Annotated in this window: 17 protein-coding genes and 1 pseudogene; 8 read left to right on the forward strand and 10 right to left on the reverse strand. The window is 65.6% G+C overall.

The annotated features are described in order from the left end of the window. Window positions 1–61 precede the first annotated feature (61 nt). Window positions 62–2,260 carry a sugar nucleotide-binding protein gene (locus E5A73_RS03970; RefSeq protein ID WP_135962450.1) on the forward strand — a complete coding sequence of 733 codons (2,199 nt, stop codon included), beginning with the start codon at window positions 62–64 and terminating at the stop codon, window positions 2,258–2,260. Between the two features lie 6 nt (window positions 2,261–2,266). Here the strand turns inward: E5A73_RS03970 and E5A73_RS03975 are convergent, their stop codons facing one another. After that, window positions 2,267–2,485: a hypothetical protein gene (locus E5A73_RS03975; RefSeq protein WP_135962451.1), complete on the reverse strand. Its 219-nt coding sequence runs from the start codon at window positions 2,483–2,485 to the stop codon at window positions 2,267–2,269. A gap of 178 nt (window positions 2,486–2,663) precedes the next feature. Between E5A73_RS03975 and E5A73_RS03980 the strand changes: the two genes are divergently transcribed. The 6 genes from E5A73_RS03980 (at window position 2,664) to E5A73_RS04005 (ending at window position 9,250) form a co-directional block, all read left to right on the forward strand. Beyond that, on the forward strand, window positions 2,664–3,374 hold the full coding sequence (locus tag E5A73_RS03980) for a response regulator transcription factor (protein WP_135962452.1): 711 nt from the start codon (window positions 2,664–2,666) through the stop codon (window positions 3,372–3,374). Then, window positions 3,371–4,681 (forward strand): ATP-binding protein, encoded by a 1,311-nt coding sequence (locus E5A73_RS03985; protein ID WP_135962453.1) that lies wholly within the window; start codon window positions 3,371–3,373, stop codon window positions 4,679–4,681. The genes E5A73_RS03980 and E5A73_RS03985 overlap by 4 nt, the downstream gene beginning before the upstream one ends. 108 nt (window positions 4,682–4,789) lie before the next feature. Further along, on the forward strand, window positions 4,790–5,482 hold the full coding sequence (locus tag E5A73_RS03990) for a carbonic anhydrase (protein ID WP_135962454.1): 693 nt from the start codon (window positions 4,790–4,792) through the stop codon (window positions 5,480–5,482). Beyond that, window positions 5,479–7,002: a SulP family inorganic anion transporter gene (locus E5A73_RS03995; RefSeq protein ID WP_135962455.1), complete on the forward strand. Its 1,524-nt coding sequence runs from the start codon at window positions 5,479–5,481 to the stop codon at window positions 7,000–7,002. The genes E5A73_RS03990 and E5A73_RS03995 overlap by 4 nt, the downstream gene beginning before the upstream one ends. Window positions 7,003–7,166: 164 nt before the next feature. Beyond that, window positions 7,167–8,228 (forward strand): DUF47 family protein, encoded by a 1,062-nt coding sequence (locus tag E5A73_RS04000; RefSeq protein ID WP_135962559.1) that lies wholly within the window; start codon window positions 7,167–7,169, stop codon window positions 8,226–8,228. A gap of 8 nt (window positions 8,229–8,236) precedes the next feature. Next, window positions 8,237–9,250 carry an inorganic phosphate transporter gene (locus tag E5A73_RS04005; protein WP_135962456.1) on the forward strand — a complete coding sequence of 338 codons (1,014 nt, stop codon included), beginning with the start codon at window positions 8,237–8,239 and terminating at the stop codon, window positions 9,248–9,250. On the opposite strand, the gene E5A73_RS04010 is transcribed toward E5A73_RS04005, so the two are convergent. Then, entirely contained in the window at window positions 9,247–10,200 is a 954-nt protein-coding gene (locus E5A73_RS04010; RefSeq protein ID WP_135962457.1) for a helix-turn-helix domain-containing protein, read from the reverse strand. The two genes, E5A73_RS04005 and E5A73_RS04010, sit on opposite strands and share 4 nt — an antisense overlap. A gap of 201 nt (window positions 10,201–10,401) precedes the next feature. Here E5A73_RS04010 and E5A73_RS04015 point away from each other — a divergent pair. Then, window positions 10,402–12,013: pseudogene (locus E5A73_RS04015) on the forward strand (alpha-L-fucosidase). A 16-nt stretch (window positions 12,014–12,029) separates the two neighbouring features. Here E5A73_RS04015 and E5A73_RS04020 read toward each other — a convergent pair. The 8 genes from E5A73_RS04020 to E5A73_RS04055 form a co-directional block, all read right to left on the reverse strand. After that, window positions 12,030–14,036, reverse strand: coding sequence for an acetyl-CoA carboxylase biotin carboxylase subunit (locus E5A73_RS04020; protein ID WP_135962458.1), 2,007 nt, complete (start codon window positions 14,034–14,036; stop codon window positions 12,030–12,032). Then, window positions 14,036–14,245: a hypothetical protein gene (locus E5A73_RS04025; RefSeq protein ID WP_135962459.1), complete on the reverse strand. Its 210-nt coding sequence runs from the start codon at window positions 14,243–14,245 to the stop codon at window positions 14,036–14,038. The genes E5A73_RS04020 and E5A73_RS04025 overlap by 1 nt, the downstream gene beginning before the upstream one ends. Then, window positions 14,242–15,240, reverse strand: a complete 999-nt coding sequence (gene bioB, locus E5A73_RS04030) for a biotin synthase BioB (protein WP_135962460.1) — start codon at window positions 15,238–15,240, stop codon at window positions 14,242–14,244. Before bioB ends, E5A73_RS04025 begins: the two co-directional genes overlap by 4 nt. After that, window positions 15,237–17,360, reverse strand: coding sequence for a methylmalonyl-CoA mutase (gene scpA / locus E5A73_RS04035; protein WP_135962461.1), 2,124 nt, complete (start codon window positions 17,358–17,360; stop codon window positions 15,237–15,239). Before scpA ends, bioB begins: the two co-directional genes overlap by 4 nt. A gap of 154 nt (window positions 17,361–17,514) precedes the next feature. Then, a complete protein-coding gene (locus E5A73_RS04040; RefSeq protein WP_135962462.1) occupies window positions 17,515–18,297 on the reverse strand; it encodes an enoyl-CoA hydratase-related protein in 783 nt (260 codons plus the stop codon). A gap of 132 nt (window positions 18,298–18,429) precedes the next feature. Beyond that, window positions 18,430–18,849, reverse strand: coding sequence for a methylmalonyl-CoA epimerase (mce, locus tag E5A73_RS04045; RefSeq protein ID WP_135962463.1), 420 nt, complete (start codon window positions 18,847–18,849; stop codon window positions 18,430–18,432). Further along, window positions 18,846–19,262, reverse strand: a complete 417-nt coding sequence (locus E5A73_RS04050; protein ID WP_135962464.1) for a hypothetical protein — start codon at window positions 19,260–19,262, stop codon at window positions 18,846–18,848. Before E5A73_RS04050 ends, mce begins: the two co-directional genes overlap by 4 nt. Before the next feature lie 2 nt (window positions 19,263–19,264). Next, window positions 19,265–20,791 carry an acyl-CoA carboxylase subunit beta gene (locus E5A73_RS04055; RefSeq protein WP_135962465.1) on the reverse strand — a complete coding sequence of 509 codons (1,527 nt, stop codon included), beginning with the start codon at window positions 20,789–20,791 and terminating at the stop codon, window positions 19,265–19,267. Window positions 20,792–20,891 lie beyond the last annotated feature (100 nt).

Genomic DNA, 20,891 nt, shown 5'->3' on the forward strand with positions numbered 1-20,891 from the left:
TAACGCGGGCTCGGCAACTCGCTGGGCGCGAGAGTGTTTGTGCGCCATTGGAGATCGTTGGATGGCGCGCGAACTGGAATTATGGGGCGGGCCGGAATGTACGGTCAATCGCATAGGCGATAGTTTCGCAGATCAGTTTGAGCGCTGCGGACACACGCAACGGCTCGAAGATCTCGAACTGTTCGCGGATCTCGGAATAAAAGCGATCCGCTATCCGGTACTGTGGGAACGCATCGCGCCCGATCGCGCCGATCAGTGCGACTGGAGCTGGATCGATCCGCGCCTTCGCCGCTTGCGCGAATTGGGCATCGACGTGATCGCCGGGCTCGTCCATCATGGAAGTGGCCCCGTTTACACAGATCTGCTCGACGATGCGGGTTTTGCGCGCGGCCTCGCCGAACATGCCCGGCGCGTTGCCGAACGCTATCCGTGGATCGACCGCTACACGCCGGTCAACGAGCCGCTGACCACCGCGCGTTTCTCGGCGCTGTATGGCCATTGGTACCCGCATCGCCGCGACGAGCGCTCCTTCTGGCGTGCGTTGCTCAACCAGATCGATGGCGTGCGGCTGTCGATGGCGGCGATCCGGCAGATCAATCCGCGCGCGCAACTCGTTCAGACCGACGATGTCGGCCGCACCTTCTCGACGGCGGAAGTCCGCGGCCAGGCGGGGTTCGACAATATCCGGCGCTGGGCCGGCTGGGACCTATTGTGCGGCCATGTGACGCGCCATCACCCGCTTTGGGACCATATCGCCGCCTTCGGTCTGGCAGCGCGGCTCGAGGCGATCGCCGATGCGCCGTGCCCGCCGGACGTGATCGGGGTGAACCATTACCTTACGAGCGATCGATTCCTCGACCACCGTCTGCATCGCTATCCCGCCAAAGTGCACGGCGGCAACGGGCGGCAGCTTTACGCCGATGTGGAGGCGATCCGCGTGCTCGAGCCCCCTCCGCCCGGTTTGGAAGGCGTGCTTCGCGAGACCTGGGACCGCTACGGGATTCCGATTGCGATCACCGAGGTTCATAACGGTTCCACGCGCGACGAGCAGATGCGCTGGATGGCGGAGGCGTGGGACACCGCCGCCAAATTGCGCCGCCAGGGCATCGACATGCGCGCCGTGACGATCTGGTCGCTGCTTGGAAGCAGCGATTGGAACACGCTGCTGACCGCTCCGGGCAAATACGAGCCCGGCGTATTGGACGTGAGTGGCGGCAGCCCGCGGACAACGGCGTTGGTCGGGTTGATGCGCGCCCTGCCCGATGACCAACCCCGCCACCCCACTGCCCAGAGCGCAGGCTGGTGGCGGCGGCCGATCCGGCTGCACTATCCGACCGTGCACCGCCCGGCACCGCTGGAGGCGCACCGGCGGGAGGCGAGCACTCAGCCCCAATCGCCTCCCATCCTGATCCTCGGCGCGACCGGAACGCTGGGCCAGGCATTCGCCGGCGGCTGTCGGCATCGCAATCTTGCTCATGTCCTCACTGACCGGCACGGAATCGATCTTCGCAATCCCGACAGCATTGCCCGCGCACTCGATCGCCATCAGCCCTGGGCAGTGATCAACGCCGCAGGCTGGGTTCGCGTCGATGACGCGGAGGTCACGCCGCAGGAATGCTACGAGGCCAATGCCGATGGCGCGATCCGCCTCAGCGCCGCGGCCGCCGAGCGGAATATTCCAACGCTTAACTTCTCCAGCGATCTGGTATTCGATGGCCAGGCGGCGGCGCCCTATGTCGAGACCGACACGCCCTCCCCGCTTGGGGTCTACGGGCATAGCAAGCTGCGCATGGAAGACGGCATTTCAGCCTTGCCGGGAGCGCATCTGATAGCCCGTACCGCGGCGTTCTTCTCACCGTTCGACGTGCATAATTTCGCGGTCGCGGTCTCCACTGCGCTCGCCCGCGGCGAACGATTCCGTGCGGCCAGCGACCTGGTGGTGAGCCCGACCTATGTGCCGCACCTTGTCGATACTGCGCTGGATTTACTGATCGATGGCGAGACCGGGCTGTGGCACCTGACCAACGATACGGCTCTATCCTGGGCGGAGTTCGCCATCGCCATCGCGGACGCGCTCGGGCTTTCCGGGGAATTGATCGAACCGGTTCCGGCAGAGGCGCTGGGCTTTCGCGCACCGCGGCCGGCGTTCGCGCCGCTGGCGACGGCAAGAGGCGCGCGACTGCCCTCGATCCAGGCTGCGATCGTCGCGTTCGCCCTTCATTTGCCGCTGTTGAAGTCCCAGCGTTCACAAGCCGCGTAAGAGTGGCTAGGCGCCGGGTGCAGCGCGGGCGGGGTTCTTCGCTTCGGCCGCATTGGCCGGGCAGCGAATGATCGCGGCATGCTCGGCCTTACCCCCGGCAACGCTGACGCGCTGCACCTTGCAGCCGCGCTGCAGCGCCCCGGACACATCGTGCGAGCGATATTGAACTTCGGCCGCGGGAGCGGCTTGAACGGAAATGGCAGCGGCGACTAATGTCACGAACATTGGTAATTCCTTTTCGACAATGATTGTTCGCTACGGTGCTCGCGTTGCTGCTCGCTGCCGTTTCCGTAAGGAAATGTTGCTGCGCCGTGTTTTGTGCAATGCAGCGCGCCGCGCGCGTTGACCGACCTGTGACAGCTTCCTAGGTCCGGCGGCGATGTTGCAGTATACGACGATGACAATGACCAACGCCCCCACCATCATCCTGGTGGAAGACGATCCGCCGCTGCGGACCCTCACTTCCCGAGCGCTCCAGGAGAACGGCTTCGTCGTGCGCCCCGCTGCGACCGGCGCAGAAATGTGGGTCGCGCTGGAAAGCGGCCCGGTCGACCTGATCATCCTGGACATCATGCTGCCGGGGACCAGCGGCATCGATCTCTGCCGGATGCTGCGCGAGCAGAGCCAAGTTCCGATCATATTCATCTCGGCGCGCGGCAGCGAGACCGATCGCGTAGTCGGCCTCGAACTCGGCGCCGACGATTATCTGACCAAACCGTTCAGCACCCGCGAGCTGATCGCACGGATTCGCGCCGTGCTGCGCCGCGAAGGCGGCAAGGCCGAAGGCAAGCCGCGCAGCCTTGGGCTGCTGCGTTTCGATGGCTGGACGATCAATCTGCCGCGCCGCGAATTGCTGTCGCCCACCGGTGCCGTGGTCGAACTGACCGGGGCGGAGTTCGACCTGCTCGTCAGCCTGTGCGACCATTCGGGGCGGGTGATCGCGCGCGAGCGGCTGATCGAGCTCTCGCGCACGCGGCTGGGTGACAGTTCGGACCGCAGCGTCGACGTGCTGGTCAGTCGGCTGCGGCGCAAGCTGACGGTCGGGAGCAAGCCGCCGATCGTCACGGTCCGCGGCGTCGGCTATATGTTCAACGCGCCCGTGACTCGCGAGTGAAGCCGCTGGTCAGGGCGCCGCTCGGGCTGATCGGGCGGATCTTCGCGATCCTCTTGCTGGCGATCCTGATCGAATTCGGCGCCAGCACCTTCTTCTACGAGCGCGCGAGCCAACTCTCGGTCCGCGACGACGAAGCGCGCCGGCTTGCCGAGCATCTCGTCATAGCGCGCAAGTTACTTGCGGAACATCCCGCGATCGAGCGTCCGGCGCTCGCCGCCGACCTCACGACGACTCGATACAAGATTACGTGGAGCAAGGAACTGCCCTCGGCGATGCGCGTCACCCCATCGCTCGACCGTATCCATCGCCAGGTAATCGCCTGGGAGCCGAGCCTTCGCCCGGCGAACCTGCGGCTGCGGCTGGTGGGGCCGGCCCGCGACGCCGTGATCGTCGGCAGCACAACCTTGCCCGACGGCAGCTGGATGAAGTTTGCCACCCGCGAACCGGTCCACGATCTTAGCTTCTCGCCCGAGCGCATCCTGCTCGCGCTCGCGCCCGCGGTGGCGATCATCCTGATCGGCGGCGTGCTCGTACGCCAGACCCTGCTGCCGCTGCGCCGCCTCGCGCTCGCCACCGAGCGCGTTGGCGCGGGCACGACGCAGGAAGTGGCCGAAGGAGGCCCACGCGAAGTGCGCCGGGTGATTCACGCCTTCAACCGGATGCAGGCGCGCATCCATCTCCTGCTGACCGACCGGACGCAGGCGCTCGCCGCGGTCGGCCATGACCTGCGCACGCCGCTCGCGCGGCTGCGGCTGCGCGCCGATGCGATCGATGACGCGGAAATGCGCGACGAGATGGAGACCGATATCGTCGAGATGCAGACGATGATCGATTCGCTGCTGACCTATCTCGCCGGCGAGGGCAATGGCGAGCCGCGTCAGATAGCCGATCTCGCGGTGATCTGTTCGACGATCGCCGACGCGGCGCGCGATCTGGGGCACCATGTCGATTATGCCGGCCCCGATCACTGCGAACGCCAGCTTCACCCGATCGCAATCAAGCGCGCGCTGAGCAATCTCGTCGAGAACGGGCTGCATTACGGCGACCGTGTCCGGCTCACTCTCGAAGATCGGGGCGGCACCACGATCGTCCGCGTCGAGGATGACGGGCCCGGCATTCCCGAAGAGTCGATCGAACAGGCGCTCCAGCCGTTCGTCCGGCTGGATAGCGCGCGCGCGCGCGACACGGTTGGGTTCGGGCTGGGGCTTTCGATCGTCAGCCGCGCCGTCGAAGCCGAAGGTGGCACGCTCAGGCTCACCAACCGCGCCGAAGGCGGATTACGCGCAGAGATCCATCTTCCGGCCTAAGCGCGCTGCAGCAATAATTCGTTACACCGGCGCTGCGCCGCAGCAAAACTGCATGGCTATCTGTCCCCTGCCCGCATTCCCCCGCGGGCCGGTGACGGAGCAAGCACAGTGAATGAGCTGATCGGACGAGTCTATGGCTTCTCGAAACAAGTGTTTCCGAACCAGAGCGCCCTTTATTCCAAACTCGCGGCGGACGGGCAGAGCCCCAAGGCGCTGATGATCGCCTGCGCCGATTCGCGCGTCGCCCCCGAACACATCATGCAGGCCGCCCCCGGCGACCTGTTCGTCTGCCGCAACGCCGGCAACATCGTCCCGCCTTATGCGATGCAGAATGGCGGCGTCACGTCGACGGTCGAATATGCAGTGATGGTGCTCGGCATCCGCGACATCATCATCTGCGGCCATTCGGACTGCGGCGCGATGAAGGCAGTCGCCGATCCCACGGGGCTCGAAAAGATGCCGAATGTCGCTGCCTGGCTGAAGCATAGCTGCGCGGCCGAGCAGGTGGTCAACGAAGCCTATCCCGAAATGGAGAATGGCGACCGCGTCCACGCCATCTGCCTCGAGAACGTCGTCGCGCAGCTCAACCATCTGCGCACGCACCCGTCGGTCGCCGCCGGCGTCGCGCGCGGCGAGATCGCGCTCCACGGCTGGTTCTTCGACATCGGCGCGGGACAGGTGCTCGCGCTCGACGGCCGTACCGGACGTTTCCTGCCGATCACCGAAGGCGAGGATCTGCCCGTGGCCCAGGCCGCGACGCAGCGCCTCGCCGGCGAAATCCAGCTCGAGGCTGCGGAATGAGCAGCGCCACTACAGCCGACGGCGAGACGCGCGCGAGCGGATGGTTCGCGCGCGATCTCACTGCCTCGGTCGTCGTCTTCCTCGTCGCGATGCCCTTGTGCATGGGCATCGCCATCGCCTCGGGCGTTCCCCCGGAGAAAGGCCTGATCACCGGCATCATCGGCGGCATCGTCGTCGGCGCGCTGGCGGGTTCGCCGTTGCAGGTCAGCGGTCCTGCCGCGGGGCTTGCCGTCATCGTCTTCGAGCTGGTCCGCGATCAGGGCCTGTCGGCGCTCGGCCCGATCCTGATGCTTGCCGGGCTGATCCAGGTCGTCGCGGGCATCTTCCGCCTCGGCGGCTGGTTCCGCGCGATCTCGCCGGCGGTGGTCCACGGCATGCTCGCCGGCATCGGCGTGCTGATCGTCATCGGCCAGTTCCACGTCCTGTTCGACGAGAAGCCGCTGTCGAGCGGACTCGAGAATTTGATGGCGATGCCCGGTCGGCTGCTCGGCCTGTCTCCGGACCTTCGCGCCGCCGAACTGGCCCTGATCCTCGGCCTCACCACGATCGCCGTGATGATCGGCTGGGAGAAACTACGCCCCGCCTCGCTCAAGCTGGTGCCGGGCGCTTTGCTAGGCGTGGTGGCAGCCACCATGGTCGCATGGCTGCTCGGTCTCGACGTCACCAAGGTCACGGTGCCGGAGAACATCGCCGCGGCGGTGTCGCTGCCCCAGAGCGGATTCCTCGCGCAGTTCGGCAATCCTGCCGTGCTAACCGCGGCACTGGCGATCGCTTTCATCGCCAGCGCCGAGACACTGCTTTCCGCGGCCGCGGTGGATCGAATGCACGACGGCACCCGCACCGATTACAACAAGGAGTTGCGCGCGCAGGGCGTCGGCAACCTGCTCTGCGGCGCGGCCGGTGCGCTGCCGATGACGGGCGTCATCGTGCGCAGCTCGGCCAACGTTCAGGCCGGCGCCACGACGCGGCTGTCGGCGATCCTCCACGGCGTGTGGATCCTCGGCTTCGTCGCATTGTTGCCCTGGCTGCTGCGCGAAATCCCCATGGCGGCGCTCGGCGCGGTGCTCGTCGTCACCGGCGCGCGGCTGGTCAATTTCAACCACGCGAAGCACTTGTTCAAGGATTACGGCATCCTTCCGGCGCTGATCTGGGCAGTGACGCTGACATTGGTCGTCGCGGAGGATCTGCTTACCGGCGTGCTGGTCGGCATCGCGCTGTCGCTGCTCGAATTGCTGCCGCATCTCCGTCGCCTCAAGCTCAAGGTCGACGCGCATGACGACGCCGATGGCCGGACGATCAGCCTGGTCGGCGCCGCGACATTCGTGGCCCTGCCCAAGCTGTCCGCCAAGCTCGACGCGGTCCCCGGCGGCGCGGCGGTCCGGCTCGACCTGACGCGCTGCTCGGCGGTCGATCACACCTGCGCCGAATTGCTTCGCGACTGGAGTGCGCGGCGTCGCGCGAGCGGCTCCGCCGTGGCATTCGACGGCGCCACCGGACGACTGGCGGCTTTGGCCGCCTGATCCGGGCGGGAGTGCGCGGCGCGCACTCCCGCTTGAATTGCCCGACGATTGGAGCCATTGCGGCGCCCCGGCCCGATGCGCCGGCAGTCCGGGACTCCGTCATCCGCCAGATCGCCGCCCTTCCCTATCGTACCGAAGACCCGGCAGTCGATGCCACGGTTCGCATCCTGCTGATCACCTCGCGCGGCACAGGCCGCTGGGTAATCCCCAAGGGCAATCCGATGTCGGGCATGGCGCCGCACGCCGCCGCTGCGCAGGAGGCCGAGGAAGAAGCCGGCGTGCTCGGCCCGGTATGCCCCACTCCCCTTGGCTCGTACCGCTATCGGAAACGCCGCGGCAGCGGCGCATCGCTGATGATGGACGTCGACGTCTTCCCGCTCGCGGTCTTGCGCGAACTCCCCGATTGGAAAGAAAAGCGCGAGCGCGAGCGCCGCTGGTTCACCCTTGCCGAAGCGGCGGACGCCGTGGAGGAACCCGACCTGCGCGATCTCATCCGCTCGTTCGGCGCATCCGAGTTCAAAGCTGCCACCCAGCGCACCGGCGTGCTAGGCGCCGTCGCCGAAAAATCGAGGTTAGGTCCGATGTTCGCCTGGTTTCAGCGCCTGTTGCCCCGCACAGGCAATTTCTTCGAGCTGTTCGAGGCGCATGCGACCACCGTCATGGCGGCGGGCGACGCGCTGGCGCGGCTGCTCGAGGGCGGCCCCGCCGGCAAGGAGCATATCCGCGAAGTGATCGAGCGCGAGCATGACGCTGACAATATCACTCGCGAAGTTCTCCAAACGGTACGCAAGACCTTCCTCACTCCGTTCGATCGCGGCGCGATCACCAGCCTGATCGGCGCGCTCGACGATTCGATCGACGAGATGCAGGCGACGGTCAACGCGATCGCGCTCTACGAAGTCGAAAGCTTCGAGCCCGAGATGAAGGACATGGCGGGGATCATCGTCGATGCCGCGCGCATCACCGCCGAAGCGATGCCCCTCCTCCGCAACGTCGCGCAGAATGCCGGCCGCCTGCACGAGCTGACCGAGCGCATCGTGCGGATGGAGGGCCATGCCGACGAAATCCACGCGGCGGGCCTCAAGCGCTCGCTCAAGCAATATGGCGCGACCGATACGCTCAAGTTCGTCGTCGAGCGCGAGCTCTATAAGCATCTCGAGCGGATCGTCGACGCGTTCGAGGATGTCGCGAACGAGATCGACGGCATCGTCATCGATCACGCCTGACGCCGGACATGCATGAACTTGCTCTACCCCTGCTGATCGGCCTCATCGCCGTCGCACTGGCGTTCGACTTTCTGAACGGCCTGCATGACGCGGCCAATTCGATCGCCACGGTGGTCGCCACCCGGCTGCTGTCGCCGGTGCAGGCAGTTCTCTTCGCCGCAGTGTTCAACTTCGCCGCCTATTTCCTGACCATCGCCTTCCCGGCGCTGCACGCAGTGGCAGAGACTATAGGCAAGGGTCTGGTCGACAAGGACGTCGTCACTCCGGCGGTCATCTTCGGCGCGCTCGGCGGGGCGATGTTCTGGAACGTGCTGACTTGGCTCAAGGGCATCCCGTCCTCGAGCAGCCATGCGCTGATCGGGGGCCTTATCGGGGCTGGCGTGGCGCATGCGGGGCTCACCGGGATCCATTGGGGCGGGCTCAACAAGACCCTGCTTGCGATCGTCTTGTCACCGACGCTCGGCATGTTCCTCGCGATGCTGGTGATGCTCGCCAGCTCGTGGCTGCTGATGCGCGCGTCGGCACGCGGTGCCGAGCGCAGCTTCCGCGCATTGCACCTCGTCTCCTCGGCTGCCTATTCGCTCAGCCATGGCCTGAACGACGCGCAGAAGACGATGGGGATCATCACCGTCCTGCTCTATTCCACCGGCCACCTCACTGGCGACTTCCACGTGCCGCATTGGGTCGCGATCAGCTGCTACGTCGCGATCGCATTGGGCACGATGACCGGCGGCTGGAAGATCATCGAGACGATGGGATCGCGGATCACAAAGCTTTCGCAGCATCAGGGTTTCAGCGCATCGCTGGCCGGGTCCGTGGTGCTGTTCAGCGCCTCCGCGCTCGGCATTCCGGTATCGACCACGCACACCATCACCGGCGCGATCATCGGCGCCGGAACCGCGCGCCGCGCCTCGGCGGTGCGCTGGGGCGTTGCGCAGAATGTCGTGATGGCGTGGATCATCACGATCCCGGCATCGGCCCTGGTCGGCGCTGGCTTTTATTGGCTGACCCGGCTCTTTTAGCCCTTTGGGCCCGCGCGGCACTGGCTCGGCGTCTCGCCGAAGCGTGCGCGAAACAGCCGACTGAGATGCGCCGCATCGCTGAAGCCAAGGCGCTCGGCCATCGCGCCGATGCGTTCGTCGTTATCGGCGTCGAGCAATGCAATGCGCGCGGCATTGAGCCGGCAGTTACGGATATAGGTCTGTACGCCGCCTTCCTTCTCGAACAGCCGGTGCAGCGTGCTGCGCGACACCTTCAGGCGGCGGCACAGGCTGGCGACGCCGAGCGACGGCGATTCCAGATTGGCGTGGATCTCGACCCGCGCCCGCGCCGCCATGCCCAACGCAGGCTCCGGCACCCGTCGGGCGCTTCCCGCCGAGGCGTGAACCGCGACGACCAGCAGATCTAGCAAGGTCCGTGCGAGCCGCGGCGCATCCCCAATCGGGATCAGATGAAGCGCTTCGCTGAGCTTGTGTAGGTGGGTGTGGAGCAACGCCGCTTCGGCGCGGCCGATGACGAGACCGTGGAGCTCCGCCACCGGCCCCAGCTCGGCCTCGGCAAGTGCCCGCGGAATGGCCATCTGAATCGATCGGGCGATCGACATCGTCATGGTGATCGGCTGGGCGATGTCGAACAACAATATCTCGCCGGCACGCGTCTCGAACTCGCGCTTGTCGGCCACGCCTTGCATCTCGCCTTCGAGCAACAGCCCGACGCCCAGGATGTCGATCCGGTCGGCGGCGATCCGCGCCGGCGTGCGCTCCAGCAGCCGCGCAGTCCCCGTCGAATAGGATACTGCGATCGCGTCGAGATGGACATTCTCGGCGGACGTCGAAAACGGCCCGATCGGCGTGGATTCGAACAACGCGGCGATGCTCGGCCAGCCGCGATCGGACCACGCCTCGTGACGCTCGCCAGGCGCAATGCCCGAGGTCGAGTAACGGACGGGCTCGATGCCCCGCCTGTCCCCCATAAAAATGCTCCGAATCTTTTAATATCACCGCAGGACGCAGTGATTCTGGTTAGTTAGCGGGCGGTTCTACATTAAATTATGATTCAGGAAATATGATAGACACACATCCTTCAAATTTCTCGGCATAGCGCGCTATTGCCAGGCGGACGGCACGATCCTAGGCTTCCGAAAACCTGTTTCATAAATGAAAAGGGGGAGGATATGGGGCTCACCCGCAGGCAGGCATTGGGCGGTTTGGCGGCCGCTAGCGCCGCCGATATCGTGCCATCCGCCGACGCGCAGCTTGCACCGGTCTGGTCGAGCCTGGCCGGCGCGTTCCGTGTCCCGGACTGGTTCCGCGACGCCAAGTTCGGGATCTGGGCGCATTGGAGCGCCCAGTGCGTGCCCGAATTTGGCGACTGGTACGGTCGGAAAATGTATGTCCAGGACGACCCGTTCTACGAGCATCACCTCAAGCATTACGGCCACCCCGCCGATCGCGGCTTCCTTGAGATCGAGAATGCGTGGAAGGCGGAGAATTGGGATCCCGAGGGTCTGATCAAGCGCTACAAGGCGGCAGGCGCGCTATTTCATGGCGCTCGCCAACCATCACGACAATCTCGATACTTTCGACAGTAAATATCACGCATGGAACACTCTGCGTGTCGGCCCGAAGCGCGACATCGTCGGCGCCTGGGAGAAGGTCGCCCGCGCACACGGCCTGCGCTTCGCAGTCAGCAACCACAGCGCCCACGCCTGGCACTGGTGGCAGACCGCCTATGGCTATGATGCCGAGGGCCCGCGCGCGGGCGAGCGTTATGACGCGTTCAAGCTCGTCGAGGCCGACGGCGCCGGCACCTGGTGGGAAGGCCTCGACCCGCAGCAGCTCTATACCGGTCCGGCGATGGTCCCGCCCGAGGGGATCATGAGCGCGAAGGCGATGCGCGAATGGCACGACGTGCACAGCGGCCGCTGGATGGAGTTCGCCCCGCCCCAAAACCCGCACCATGTCGCCAAATGGCTGCTCCGCCAGCAGGATCTGGTCGAGAAATACCGACCAGACATGGTCTATTTCGACGATTCGGGGCTCCCCTTCGGCAATGTCGGGCTCGAGGCACTGGCGCAGTACTACCGCCAGAGCATCGCCCGCGACGGCCGGGTGGAAGTGGTCGCCACCGCCAAGCTGCTCACTGCCTATCAGCGCACCGCCTTGGTCGAGGATGTCGAGCGCGGAGTCAGTGATCGGCTACGCGCGGAGCCTTGGCAGACGTGCACCTGTATCGGCGACTGGCACTATAATCGCGCCCGCTACCATCGGAAATCCTACGTCCCCGCCGCCAAAATCATCCAGCGCCTCTGCGACATCGTCTCGAAGAACGGCAATCTGTTGCTCTCGATCCCGCTGCGTGGCGACGGCACGATCGACAGTGAGGAAGACAGGATCCTAGCCGGAATCACGCGCTGGATGCAGCGCAACGGCGACGCTGCGATCTTCCGCTCGCGCCCGTGGCGGATCTATGGCGAGGGACCAACCAAGGTCGTCGGCGGCGGGTTCAACGAAGGCAAGGCCGAATTCACTGCCGAGGATGTGCGCTTCACTACGCGCAAAGGCGCGCTCTATGCCGCGCTGCTCGCCTGGCCCGAGAAGCCGGTGACGATCGCGGCGCTCGGCAAGGCGGCGTTGCCCGATGCCGCGATCGAGCGGGTGACGTTGGTCGGCGGCGGAAGAGTGAAGTTCGCACGCGGCGCGGCGGGGCTGACGGCGACGCTCCCGCGCGGTGGACCGGACGACTTCGTGCCGGTCCTTCGCATCGATGGCCGCGGCTTGGTCTGATCGCGGATGCCGTCGCTTATTCGAACTCCAGTATCGCCGCGTCGACCGCCAGGCTCTCGCCCGGCGCGAAATTGGCGGCCTTGACCACCCCCGTCCGCTCGGCGCGGAGGATATTCTCCATCTTCATCGCCTCGACCACCGCAAGCGCCTGGCCCGCCTCCACCTTGTCACCCGGCACGACATGGAGCTGGGTGAGCAGCCCCGGCATCGGTGCGAGCAGGAATTTGGAGAGGTCAGGCGGCAGCTTGTCGATCATGTGATGCCGATATTGCGCGATATGCGGGGGGAGCACCTCTACCCGATGGGTCGCGCCGTGCGTAGTCAGCCGCCATGCCGCGCCCTTGCGCTCGACTCCGACGGTCAGCGTCGCATCGTCGATCCGCACCACGAACAGCGGCTCGCCCGGGCGCCAATGCCCGATCAGTTCCATCGGCTCGCCGGCGCCGCGGATGAGCTGTACGCCGCCGAGGCTCTCGATCGTCAGCGCGAAGCGCTCGCCGTCCACCGTGACGACGCTTTCGCCGCTCGGCTGCACCGGCCCGTTGAGCTGGCCGCTGATCTGCGCCGCGCGGCCGGCGCGCTCGAGATCGATCACCGCCGCCGCAGCCGCCAGCTTGCGCCGCAGCTCGGGAGAAGCCGGCGCGCCTGCAAACCCCTCGGGATATTCCTCGGCGATGAACCCAGTGGTCAGTGCGCCGGCGCGGAAGCGCGGATGCTGCATGATCGCCGAAAGGAAGTCGATATTGTGGCCGATTCCGTCGATGCGGAAGCGGTCGAGCGCCGCCACCTGCCGGTCGGCAGCCTCGGCGCGGGTCGGCGCCCAGGTCACCAATTTGGCGATCATCGGGTCGTAGAACATCGAAATCTCACTGCCCTCGGCCACCCCGTCGTCGACGCGAGTAACGCCCTCGTCGTCGCGCGTCTCGGCAGGCGGGCGATAGCGTACCAGCCGCCCGGTCGAGGGCAGGAACCCGCGATAGGGATCCTCGGCATACACCCGGTTCTCGATCGCCCAGCCGGTCAGCGTCACGTCGTCCTGGGCGAAAGCGAGCGCTTCGCCCGCCGCCACCCGGATCATCTGCTCGACCAGATCGACTCCGGTGACTTCCTCGGTCACCGGATGCTCGACCTGCAGCCGGGTATTCATCTCGAGGAAGTAGAAGCCCTCGCCGGTGAAGTCGGCACCGCTGACGATCAGCTCGACCGTGCCGGCCGAATAATAGCCCACCGCCCGCGACAGCGCGACGGCCTGCTCGCCCATGCGCTTGCGCATATCGGGGGTCACGAACGGCGACGGCGCCTCCTCGACCACCTTCTGGTGGCGCCGCTGGATCGAGCATTCGCGCTCGCCGAGATAGACGATGTTGCCGTGCTGATCGCCGAGTATCTGGATTTCGATATGCCGCGGCTGTTCGATGAACTTCTCGATGAACACGCGGTCGTCGCCGAAGCTGGCCAGTCCCTCGCGCTTGGTCGCTTCGAAGCCCTCGCGAACGTCCCGCTCGCTAAACGCCAGCCGCATCCCCTTGCCGCCCCCCCCGGCCGAGGCCTTCATCATCACCGGGTAGCCAATCCCCGAGGCGATCCGCACCGCATGCTCGGTATCGTCGATCTCGCCGACAAAGCCGGGGACAACGTTCACCCCCGCCGCCTTGGCGAGCTTCTTGGACGCGATCTTGTCGCCCATCGCCGCGATCGCGTTGGGCGGCGGGCCGACGAACGCGATCCCCGCCTCGGCGCAGGCCCGCGCGAAGCTCTCGCGCTCGGATAGGAAGCCATAGCCCGGATGGATGCAGTCCGCCCCGGTTTCCTTCGCCGCGAGCAGGATCAATTCGGCCTTGAGGTAGCTGTCCGCCGCCGGCGCCGGCCCCAGCCGCACGCTCTCGTCAGCCATTAGTACATGCGGCGCACGCGCATCGGCATCCGAATAGACCGCAACGGTAGCGATCCCCATCTTCTTGGCGGTGCGCATCACCCGGCAGGCGATCTCGCCACGATTGGCGACCAGGATCTTCTTGAACATCAGAGGTCCAACTTCTTCCAGCAATGTCGCGCGTAGAGCCAGAAGCTCGATACGGATATGATAAGTATGGCCGTTTTCCATGGCCAAAAGGGCACTTTGCCCGGTGCGGAGTCGCTGCCCCAACTCACGAGGAAATAGACCAGGCCGGTCAGCATCACCCACCCAAGGAAAGCGGCAATAATATTGGCGAAGACATCAAATGGCTTCACGCCGCCGCCTCCAGCTCGGCCTTCCCCTCGGCTCGCATCGGCACGATCCCCAGTCGCGCGAACAGCGCAGCGTCCTTGTCGTCGCCGGCATTGCCCGTGGTCAGCAACTTGTCGCCAGTGAAGATCGAATTGGCGCCCGCCATGAAGCAGAGCGCCTGCGTCGCCTCGCCCATGCTCTCGCGCCCTGCCGAAAGCCGCACCATCGCCTCCGGCATCGTGATCCGCGCCACTGCCACCGTCCGCACGAACTCGATATCGTCGATCTTGGCGAGCGGCGTATCGGCGAGCATGTCGCCGAGCACCGTGCCCTTCACCGGGACCAAGGCATTGACCGGCACGCTCTCCGGATGCCGCGGCAGCGTGGCGAGCGCATGGACGAAGCCCACCCGGTCAGCGCGAGTCTCGCCCATCCCGACGATCCCGCCGCAGCACACGTTGATCCCCGCCTCACGGACATTTTCCAGCGTGTCCAGCCGATCATCGAAGCTGCGGGTGGTGATCACTTCGCCATAGCGCTCGGGCGACGTATCGATATTGTGGTTATAGTAGTCGAGCCCGGCATCGGCGAGCATCGCCGCCTGCGAAGGTGTCAGCATGCCCAAAGTCATGCACGTCTCCATCCCCATCTGGCGGACGCCGCGGACCATCTCGGCGATGGCGGGCATGTCGCGGTCCTTGGGGTTGCGCCATGCCGCGCCCATGCAGAAGCGGCTCGACCCATTGTCCTTGGCCTGCGCCGCCGCCTGGAGCACTGCGCGCACGTCCATCAGCTTGGTCGCCTTGAGCCCGGTTTCGGCATGCACCGATTGGTTGCAATAGCCGCAATCCTCGGGGCAGCCGCCCGTCTTGATCGACAGCAGGGTCGACATCTGGACCTGGTCGGGCGCATGATGCGCGCGGTGGACGGTCTGCGCACGGAACACGAGCTCGCCGAAGGGCAGGTCGAACAGCGCGGCGATCTCGTCGCGGGTCCAGTCGATACGCACGTCACTCATTCGGCAGCCTCTTCGATCGGGGGCAAATTATGTCCGAGCAGCTTGAGCACTTCCGCGGCGGCGCTGACAAGGTTGGTGCCGGGCCCAAATATCGCCTGCACTCCGTGCGCGCGGAGGAACTCGTAATCCTGCGGCGGGATCACGCCGCCCGCGACGACCTTGATGTCTGGCCGCCCGGCCTGCTTGAGCGCGTCAACCAGTTCGGGGATCAGGGTCTTGTGCCCCGCGGCGAGGCTCGACGCGCCGACCACGTCGACCTGCTTATCGACCGCCAGCGCGCAGGTCTCGGCCGGCGTCTGAAACAGCGGCCCCGAGATCACGTCAAACCCAAGATCGGCAAAGGCACTAGCCACCACGTTCGCCCCGCGATCATGTCCGTCCTGCCCCATCTTGGCGACGAGCACCCGCGGCTTGCGGCCGATCCGGCGCTCGAACGCGGCGATCCCTTCCTCGGCGCGCAACCAGCCTTTGTCCTCGGCATGCGCCGGGCCATAGACGCCCTTGATCGGCGTCACCCCCACCGCGTGACGGCCGAACGCGACCTCCATCGCGGCAGACATCTCCCCGAGCGTGCAGCGCGCCCGCGCGGCCTCCACGCACAATGCGAGCAAATTCTCGCTACCCATGGCGCCGCGCCGCAGATTGCCCAACGCTTCCTCGGCCTTCGCTGCATCGCGTTCCGCGCGGGTGGTGGCGATCCGCTTGATCTGGTCGGCGCGGACACGGGCGTTGTCGATGTCGAGGAAATCGAGCGGCGTCTCTTCAGCGAGCCGGAATTTGTTCACGCCGACGATGACATCCTCGCCGCGATCGACGCGTGCCTGCCGGGCGGCGGCAGCACTTTCGATATGCTGCTTGGGCATGCCGCTTTCGACCGCTTGGGTCATCCCCCCCAGCGCCTCGACCTGCTCGATCAGCGACCAGGCCTTGTCGGCGAGTTCCTGGGTCAGCGCCTCGACATAATAGCTGCCGCCGAGCGGATCGACGACGCGCGTCATCCCGGTCTCTTCCTGCAGGATCAGCTGGGTGTTGCGCGCGATCCGGGCGGAGAAATCGGTCGGCAGCGCCACGGCTTCGTCGAGGCTGTTGGTGTGGAGCGACTGGGTGCCGCCGAAGGTCGCCGCCATCGCCTCGATCGTGGTGCGGATGACGTTGTTGTAAGGGTCCTGCTCGGTCAGCGACACGCCCGACGTCTGGCAATGCGTGCGGAGCGTCTGCGAGCGTGGCGATCCGCCGAAGCCTTTGATGATCCGGCTCCACAGCATCCGCGCCGCGCGAAGCTTCGCGACTTCCATGAAGAAGTTCATGCCGATGCCGAAGAAGAACGACAGCCGCCCGGCGAATTCATCGATGCTCAAGCCCCGTGCGATCGCGGCGCGGACATAGGCCATGCCGTCAGCGAGCGTGAACGCCAGTTCCTGCACCGCCGTCGCCCCCGCTTCGTGCATGTGATAGCCCGAGATCGAGATAGAATTGAACCGCGGCATGTGTTGCGCGGTATAGGCGATGATGTCCGCGACGATCCGCATCGAAGGCTCGGGCGGGTAGATATAGGTGTTGCGGACCATGAACTCCTTGAGGATGTCGTTCTGGATGGTCCCGGTGAGCTGGTCCTGCCGCACGCCCTGCTCTTCAGCGGCGACGATGTAGAAAGCGAGGCATGGCAGCACCGCGCCGTTCATCGTCATGCTGACGCTCATCTCGTCGAGCGGAATCCCGTCGAACAGGATCTGCATGTCGGCAAGCGTATCGATCGCCACCCCCGCCTTGCCGACATCGCCGGTAACGCGCGGATGATCGCTGTCATAGCCGCGGTGCGTCGCGAGATCGAACGCGATCGACAACCCCTTCTGCCCCGCGGCGAGGTTGCGGCGATAGAATGCGTTCGATTCCTCGGCGGTCGAGAAGCCGGCATATTGGCGGATCGTCCAGGGACGCCCTGCATACATCGTCGCCTTCACGCCGCGCGTGAACGGCGCGAAGCCGGGCAGCCCTGGATCGGGAGCGTCGGCGGCGGTGTAGAGCGGCTTGACTGCGATCCCCTCGGGCGTGTGCCAGGTGAGATCGGCGTCCTTCACTTCCTTGGCGGCGAGCGCGGCCCAGGTGTCGAGATCGCTCAAATTCCCTCTCCCATCGGCAGAGGGAGGGAGCCGCGAAGCGGCGGAAGGGTGAGGGCAGGAAGTGAGCGCGCGCTGCCCTCACCCTTCCCACTCGGCTGCGCCGAGCGGCCCCCTTTCCTCTCCCGACGGGAGAGGGAAATTAGATGCAAACCCTTCACCGCCCCTTGAACTCCGGCCTGCGCTTCTGGAGGAACGCCATCCCCCCCTCCATCGAATCCGCACTCCCGCGGGCAGCGCGCTGGTTGCCCGCCTCGCGCGCCATCGCCTCGGCATATCCTCCGTCGAGCCCCGCATGCAGCTGCCGCCGGATCATCCCCAGCGCCACCGTCGGCCCCACGGCGAGCCGCTCGGCCAATCGCCACGCCTCGTGATCGACGACATCCTCGTGCACCACTTCGTACACCATCCCCCAGTCGCGCGCCTTTTCGGCAGGCACGCGCTCGCCGAGCATCATCATCTCGAGCGCGCGGCTGCGGCCGATCAGCCGCGGCAGCATCCAGCTCGCCCCGCCATCGGGCACCAGCCCGATATTGACGAAGGCCTGAAGGAAATAGGCATTGCTCGCCGCGATGCAGAAATCGGTGGCGAGCGCGAGGCTGCACCCGATCCCCGCCGCGGGCCCGCGCACGCCGCTGACCACCGGCACCGAGAGCTCGGCGATGGCGAGCAGCGCGGGATTATAATGCTCGGTCAGCGCGGCATAGGTCACTTCGCCAGGGTCGCCCGCCGACAGCCCGCCCGCGACGTCGGCGCCCGAGCAGAACGCGCGGCCGGCCCCCAGCAGCAGCACCGCGCGCGCACCGTCCAGATCGGCCAGCGCCGCCTTGATCTCGTCGAACATCGCCGGCGGCGCGGCATTGAGCCGATCGGGCCGATTGAGCGTGATCGCCAGCACGTCGCCGCGCCGCTCGGTGAGGATATGTTCGTACTCGGCCATCAAGCCTTCCCTACGTCACCCCGGCCTTGTGCCGGGGTCCAGTGCGTAGCGAACGAAGTGCGCGCCACGATGCTTCTCGCCTGCCTTCCGGTGGACCCCGGCGCAAGGCCGGGGTGACGGGTTAGGGGGCAATCAATGCCCATCCTTGGGCGTCTCCATGATTTCGGTGAGCACGCCGCCCATGTCCTTCGGGTGGACGAAGAAGATCATCGTCCCGTGCGCCCCGATCCGCGGCTCGCCGAGCACGCGTGCGCCCTTGGCCTCGAACCACGCCTTAGCCTCGTTTATGTCAGGCACCTCATAGCACAGATGGTGCTGCCCTCCGCCGGGGTTCTTGGCAAGAAAGCCATGGATCGGCGAAGCGTCACCCAGCGGCTCGATCAGCTCGATCTGGGCATTCGGCGTGTCGACGAAGCACACCTTCACCCCCTGCGCGGGCAGGTCGAACGGTTCACCGATCGCCACCGCGCCCATCGTTTCACGATAGAGGGTAATCGAGTCCGCGATCGAAGGCGTCGCCACGCCGACATGGTTCAGGCGTCCGAGCTTCATGGCTTTTCGGATCCGAACAAGAGCGACACCAGCGCCGGCTTGGGCACAGCAGGGTCGATCCACAGAACGTCTGCGCGCATGGCGGCAAGCATCGAAGACAGGTCCTCTCGCGCCTCGACGGATTGAATGTCCGGGCCGTGCTCGAAAGCCTTGCTCATCGCGACGACCACCTCTTTTGATCCGTACAATGCTATACGGCCCCGAGCATCTGCGATTAGCGCATGCGCAGAGGACAGATCGGACCCGTGGCTAAGCTGCGCAATGCCTTTGAAATAGTCTGCATAGGCATCGTATCGGGCCTGGCGGCCCACCTTGATATACTCAGATCTTCTGCTGACGATCGCTTGCAGGAACGCGCCTGCAATCCCCGATGACAAAGCGATGATCGCGCCGATGATGGTGTCGTTGCTCATGGCTATAGCGGAATGTTGTCATGCTTCTTCCACGGGTTCTCGAGCTGCTTGTTCCGCAGCTTGCGCAGCCCCAGTGCGATCCGTCGGCGCGTCGAATGCGGCAGGATCACTTCGTCGATGAAACCCTTGCTCGCCGCCACGAACGGATTGGCGAAGCGCGCCTCGTACTCGGCGGTCCGCTCGGCGATCTCCTCGGGCGTCTTGCCCCGGAAGATGATCTCGACCGCGCCTTTCGCCCCCATCACCGCGATCTCGGCGGTCGGCCAGGCGTAATTCAAGTCGCCGCGCAGGTGCTTCGACGCCATCACGTCATACGCGCCGCCATAAGCCTTGCGGGTGATCACTGTGATCTTGGGCACCGTCGCTTCGGCATAAGCGAACAGCAGCTTGGCGCCATGCTTGATGATCCCCGAATGCTCTTGCCCGACTCCCGGCAGGAAGCCCGGCACATCGACAAAGGTCAGGATCGGAATCTCGAACGCATCGCAGAAGCGCACGAACCGCGCCGCCTTCTTCGAAGAATTGATGTCGAGCACCCCCGCCAGCACCATCGGCTGGTTGGCGACGACGCCCACCGTGCGCCCCTCGATCCGGCCGAAGCCGATCAGGATATTCCCGGCGTGGGTCGGCTGGATCTCGAAGAATTCGCCCTCGTCGAGCACCTTCCGCAGGCATTCGTGCATGTCATACGGCTGGTTGGCACTCGGCGGGATCAGCGTGTCGAGGCTGGGCTCGAGCCGGTCCCACGGATCGTCGCACGGCCGCTCGGGAACGCTCTCCCGATTGGATGCGGGAAGGAAATCCACGAAGTCGCGGGCCGCGAGCAGCGCCTCGATGTCGTTGTCGAAAGCCACGTCTGCGACCCCCGACTTCGTGGTATGCGTCACCGCTCCACCCAGTTCCTCCTGCGTGACGATCTCGTTGGTAACGGTCTTCACTACATCTGGGCCGGTGACGAACATGTACGACGAATCCTTCACCATGAAGATGAAGTCGGTCATCGCGGGAGAATAGACGGCCCCGCCTGCGCAGGGGCCCATGATCAGGCTCAATTGCGGCACCACGCCGCTGGCGAGCACGTTGCGCTGGAATACCTCAGCATAGCCGCCGAGCGACGCGACACCCTCCTGGATCCGCGCCCCGCCGCTGTCGTTGAGGCCGATCACCGGCGCGCCGACCTTCATCGCCATATCCATGATCTTACAGATCTTCTGCGCATGGCGCTCGGAGAGCGAGCCGCCGAACACGGTGAAGTCCTGGCTGAACACGAAGACCAGCCGGCCGTTGATCGTGCCGCTGCCAGTGACGACGCCGTCGCCGGGGACGATCTGCGTTTCCATGCCGAAATCGACGCAATTATGCTCGACATACATGTCGAGCTCTTCGAACGAATCCTGATCGAGCAACACCTCGACGCGCTCGCGCGCAGTCAGCTTGCCCTTGCCGTGCTGCGCGTCGATGCGCTTCTGCCCGCCGCCCAGACGAGCAGCAATGCGGCGGCGCTCAAGTTCCTCGATCGTCGACGACATGCAGGTCTCCAAGAGTGGCGCCTTCTGCACAGGGCATGCGCAGTCACGCAAATGCAATGTTGTAAAGTTGCGGCGGATAGGTTTGCAGAATATGACGAAG

This window comes from Sphingomonas gei (genome assembly GCF_004792685.1).
GTDB lineage: Bacteria > Pseudomonadota > Alphaproteobacteria > Sphingomonadales > Sphingomonadaceae > Sphingomonas > Sphingomonas gei.

Excerpts from the sequence above, each read along its gene's own strand:
- mce (WP_135962463.1), bottom strand. The coding sequence starts at position 18,849 with ATGAAGCTCGGACGCCTGAACCATGTCGGCGTGGCGACGCCTTCGATC.
- E5A73_RS04020 (WP_135962458.1), bottom strand. The coding sequence starts at position 14,036 with ATGTTCAAGAAGATCCTGGTCGCCAATCGTGGCGAGATCGCCTGCCGG.
- E5A73_RS04055 (WP_135962465.1), bottom strand. The coding sequence starts at position 20,791 with ATGTCGTCGACGATCGAGGAACTTGAGCGCCGCCGCATTGCTGCTCGT.
- E5A73_RS03980 (WP_135962452.1), top strand. The coding sequence starts at position 2,664 with ATGACCAACGCCCCCACCATCATCCTGGTGGAAGACGATCCGCCGCTG.
- E5A73_RS04010 (WP_135962457.1), bottom strand. The coding sequence starts at position 10,200 with ATGGGGGACAGGCGGGGCATCGAGCCCGTCCGTTACTCGACCTCGGGC.
- bioB (WP_135962460.1), bottom strand. The coding sequence starts at position 15,240 with ATGAGTGACGTGCGTATCGACTGGACCCGCGACGAGATCGCCGCGCTG.
- E5A73_RS03975 (WP_135962451.1), bottom strand. The coding sequence starts at position 2,485 with ATGTTCGTGACATTAGTCGCCGCTGCCATTTCCGTTCAAGCCGCTCCC.
- E5A73_RS03995 (WP_135962455.1), top strand. The coding sequence starts at position 5,479 with ATGAGCAGCGCCACTACAGCCGACGGCGAGACGCGCGCGAGCGGATGG.
- E5A73_RS04050 (WP_135962464.1), bottom strand. The coding sequence starts at position 19,262 with ATGAGCAACGACACCATCATCGGCGCGATCATCGCTTTGTCATCGGGG.
- E5A73_RS03970 (WP_135962450.1), top strand. The coding sequence starts at position 62 with ATGGCGCGCGAACTGGAATTATGGGGCGGGCCGGAATGTACGGTCAAT.
- E5A73_RS04040 (WP_135962462.1), bottom strand. The coding sequence starts at position 18,297 with ATGGCCGAGTACGAACATATCCTCACCGAGCGGCGCGGCGACGTGCTG.
- E5A73_RS04005 (WP_135962456.1), top strand. The coding sequence starts at position 8,237 with ATGCATGAACTTGCTCTACCCCTGCTGATCGGCCTCATCGCCGTCGCA.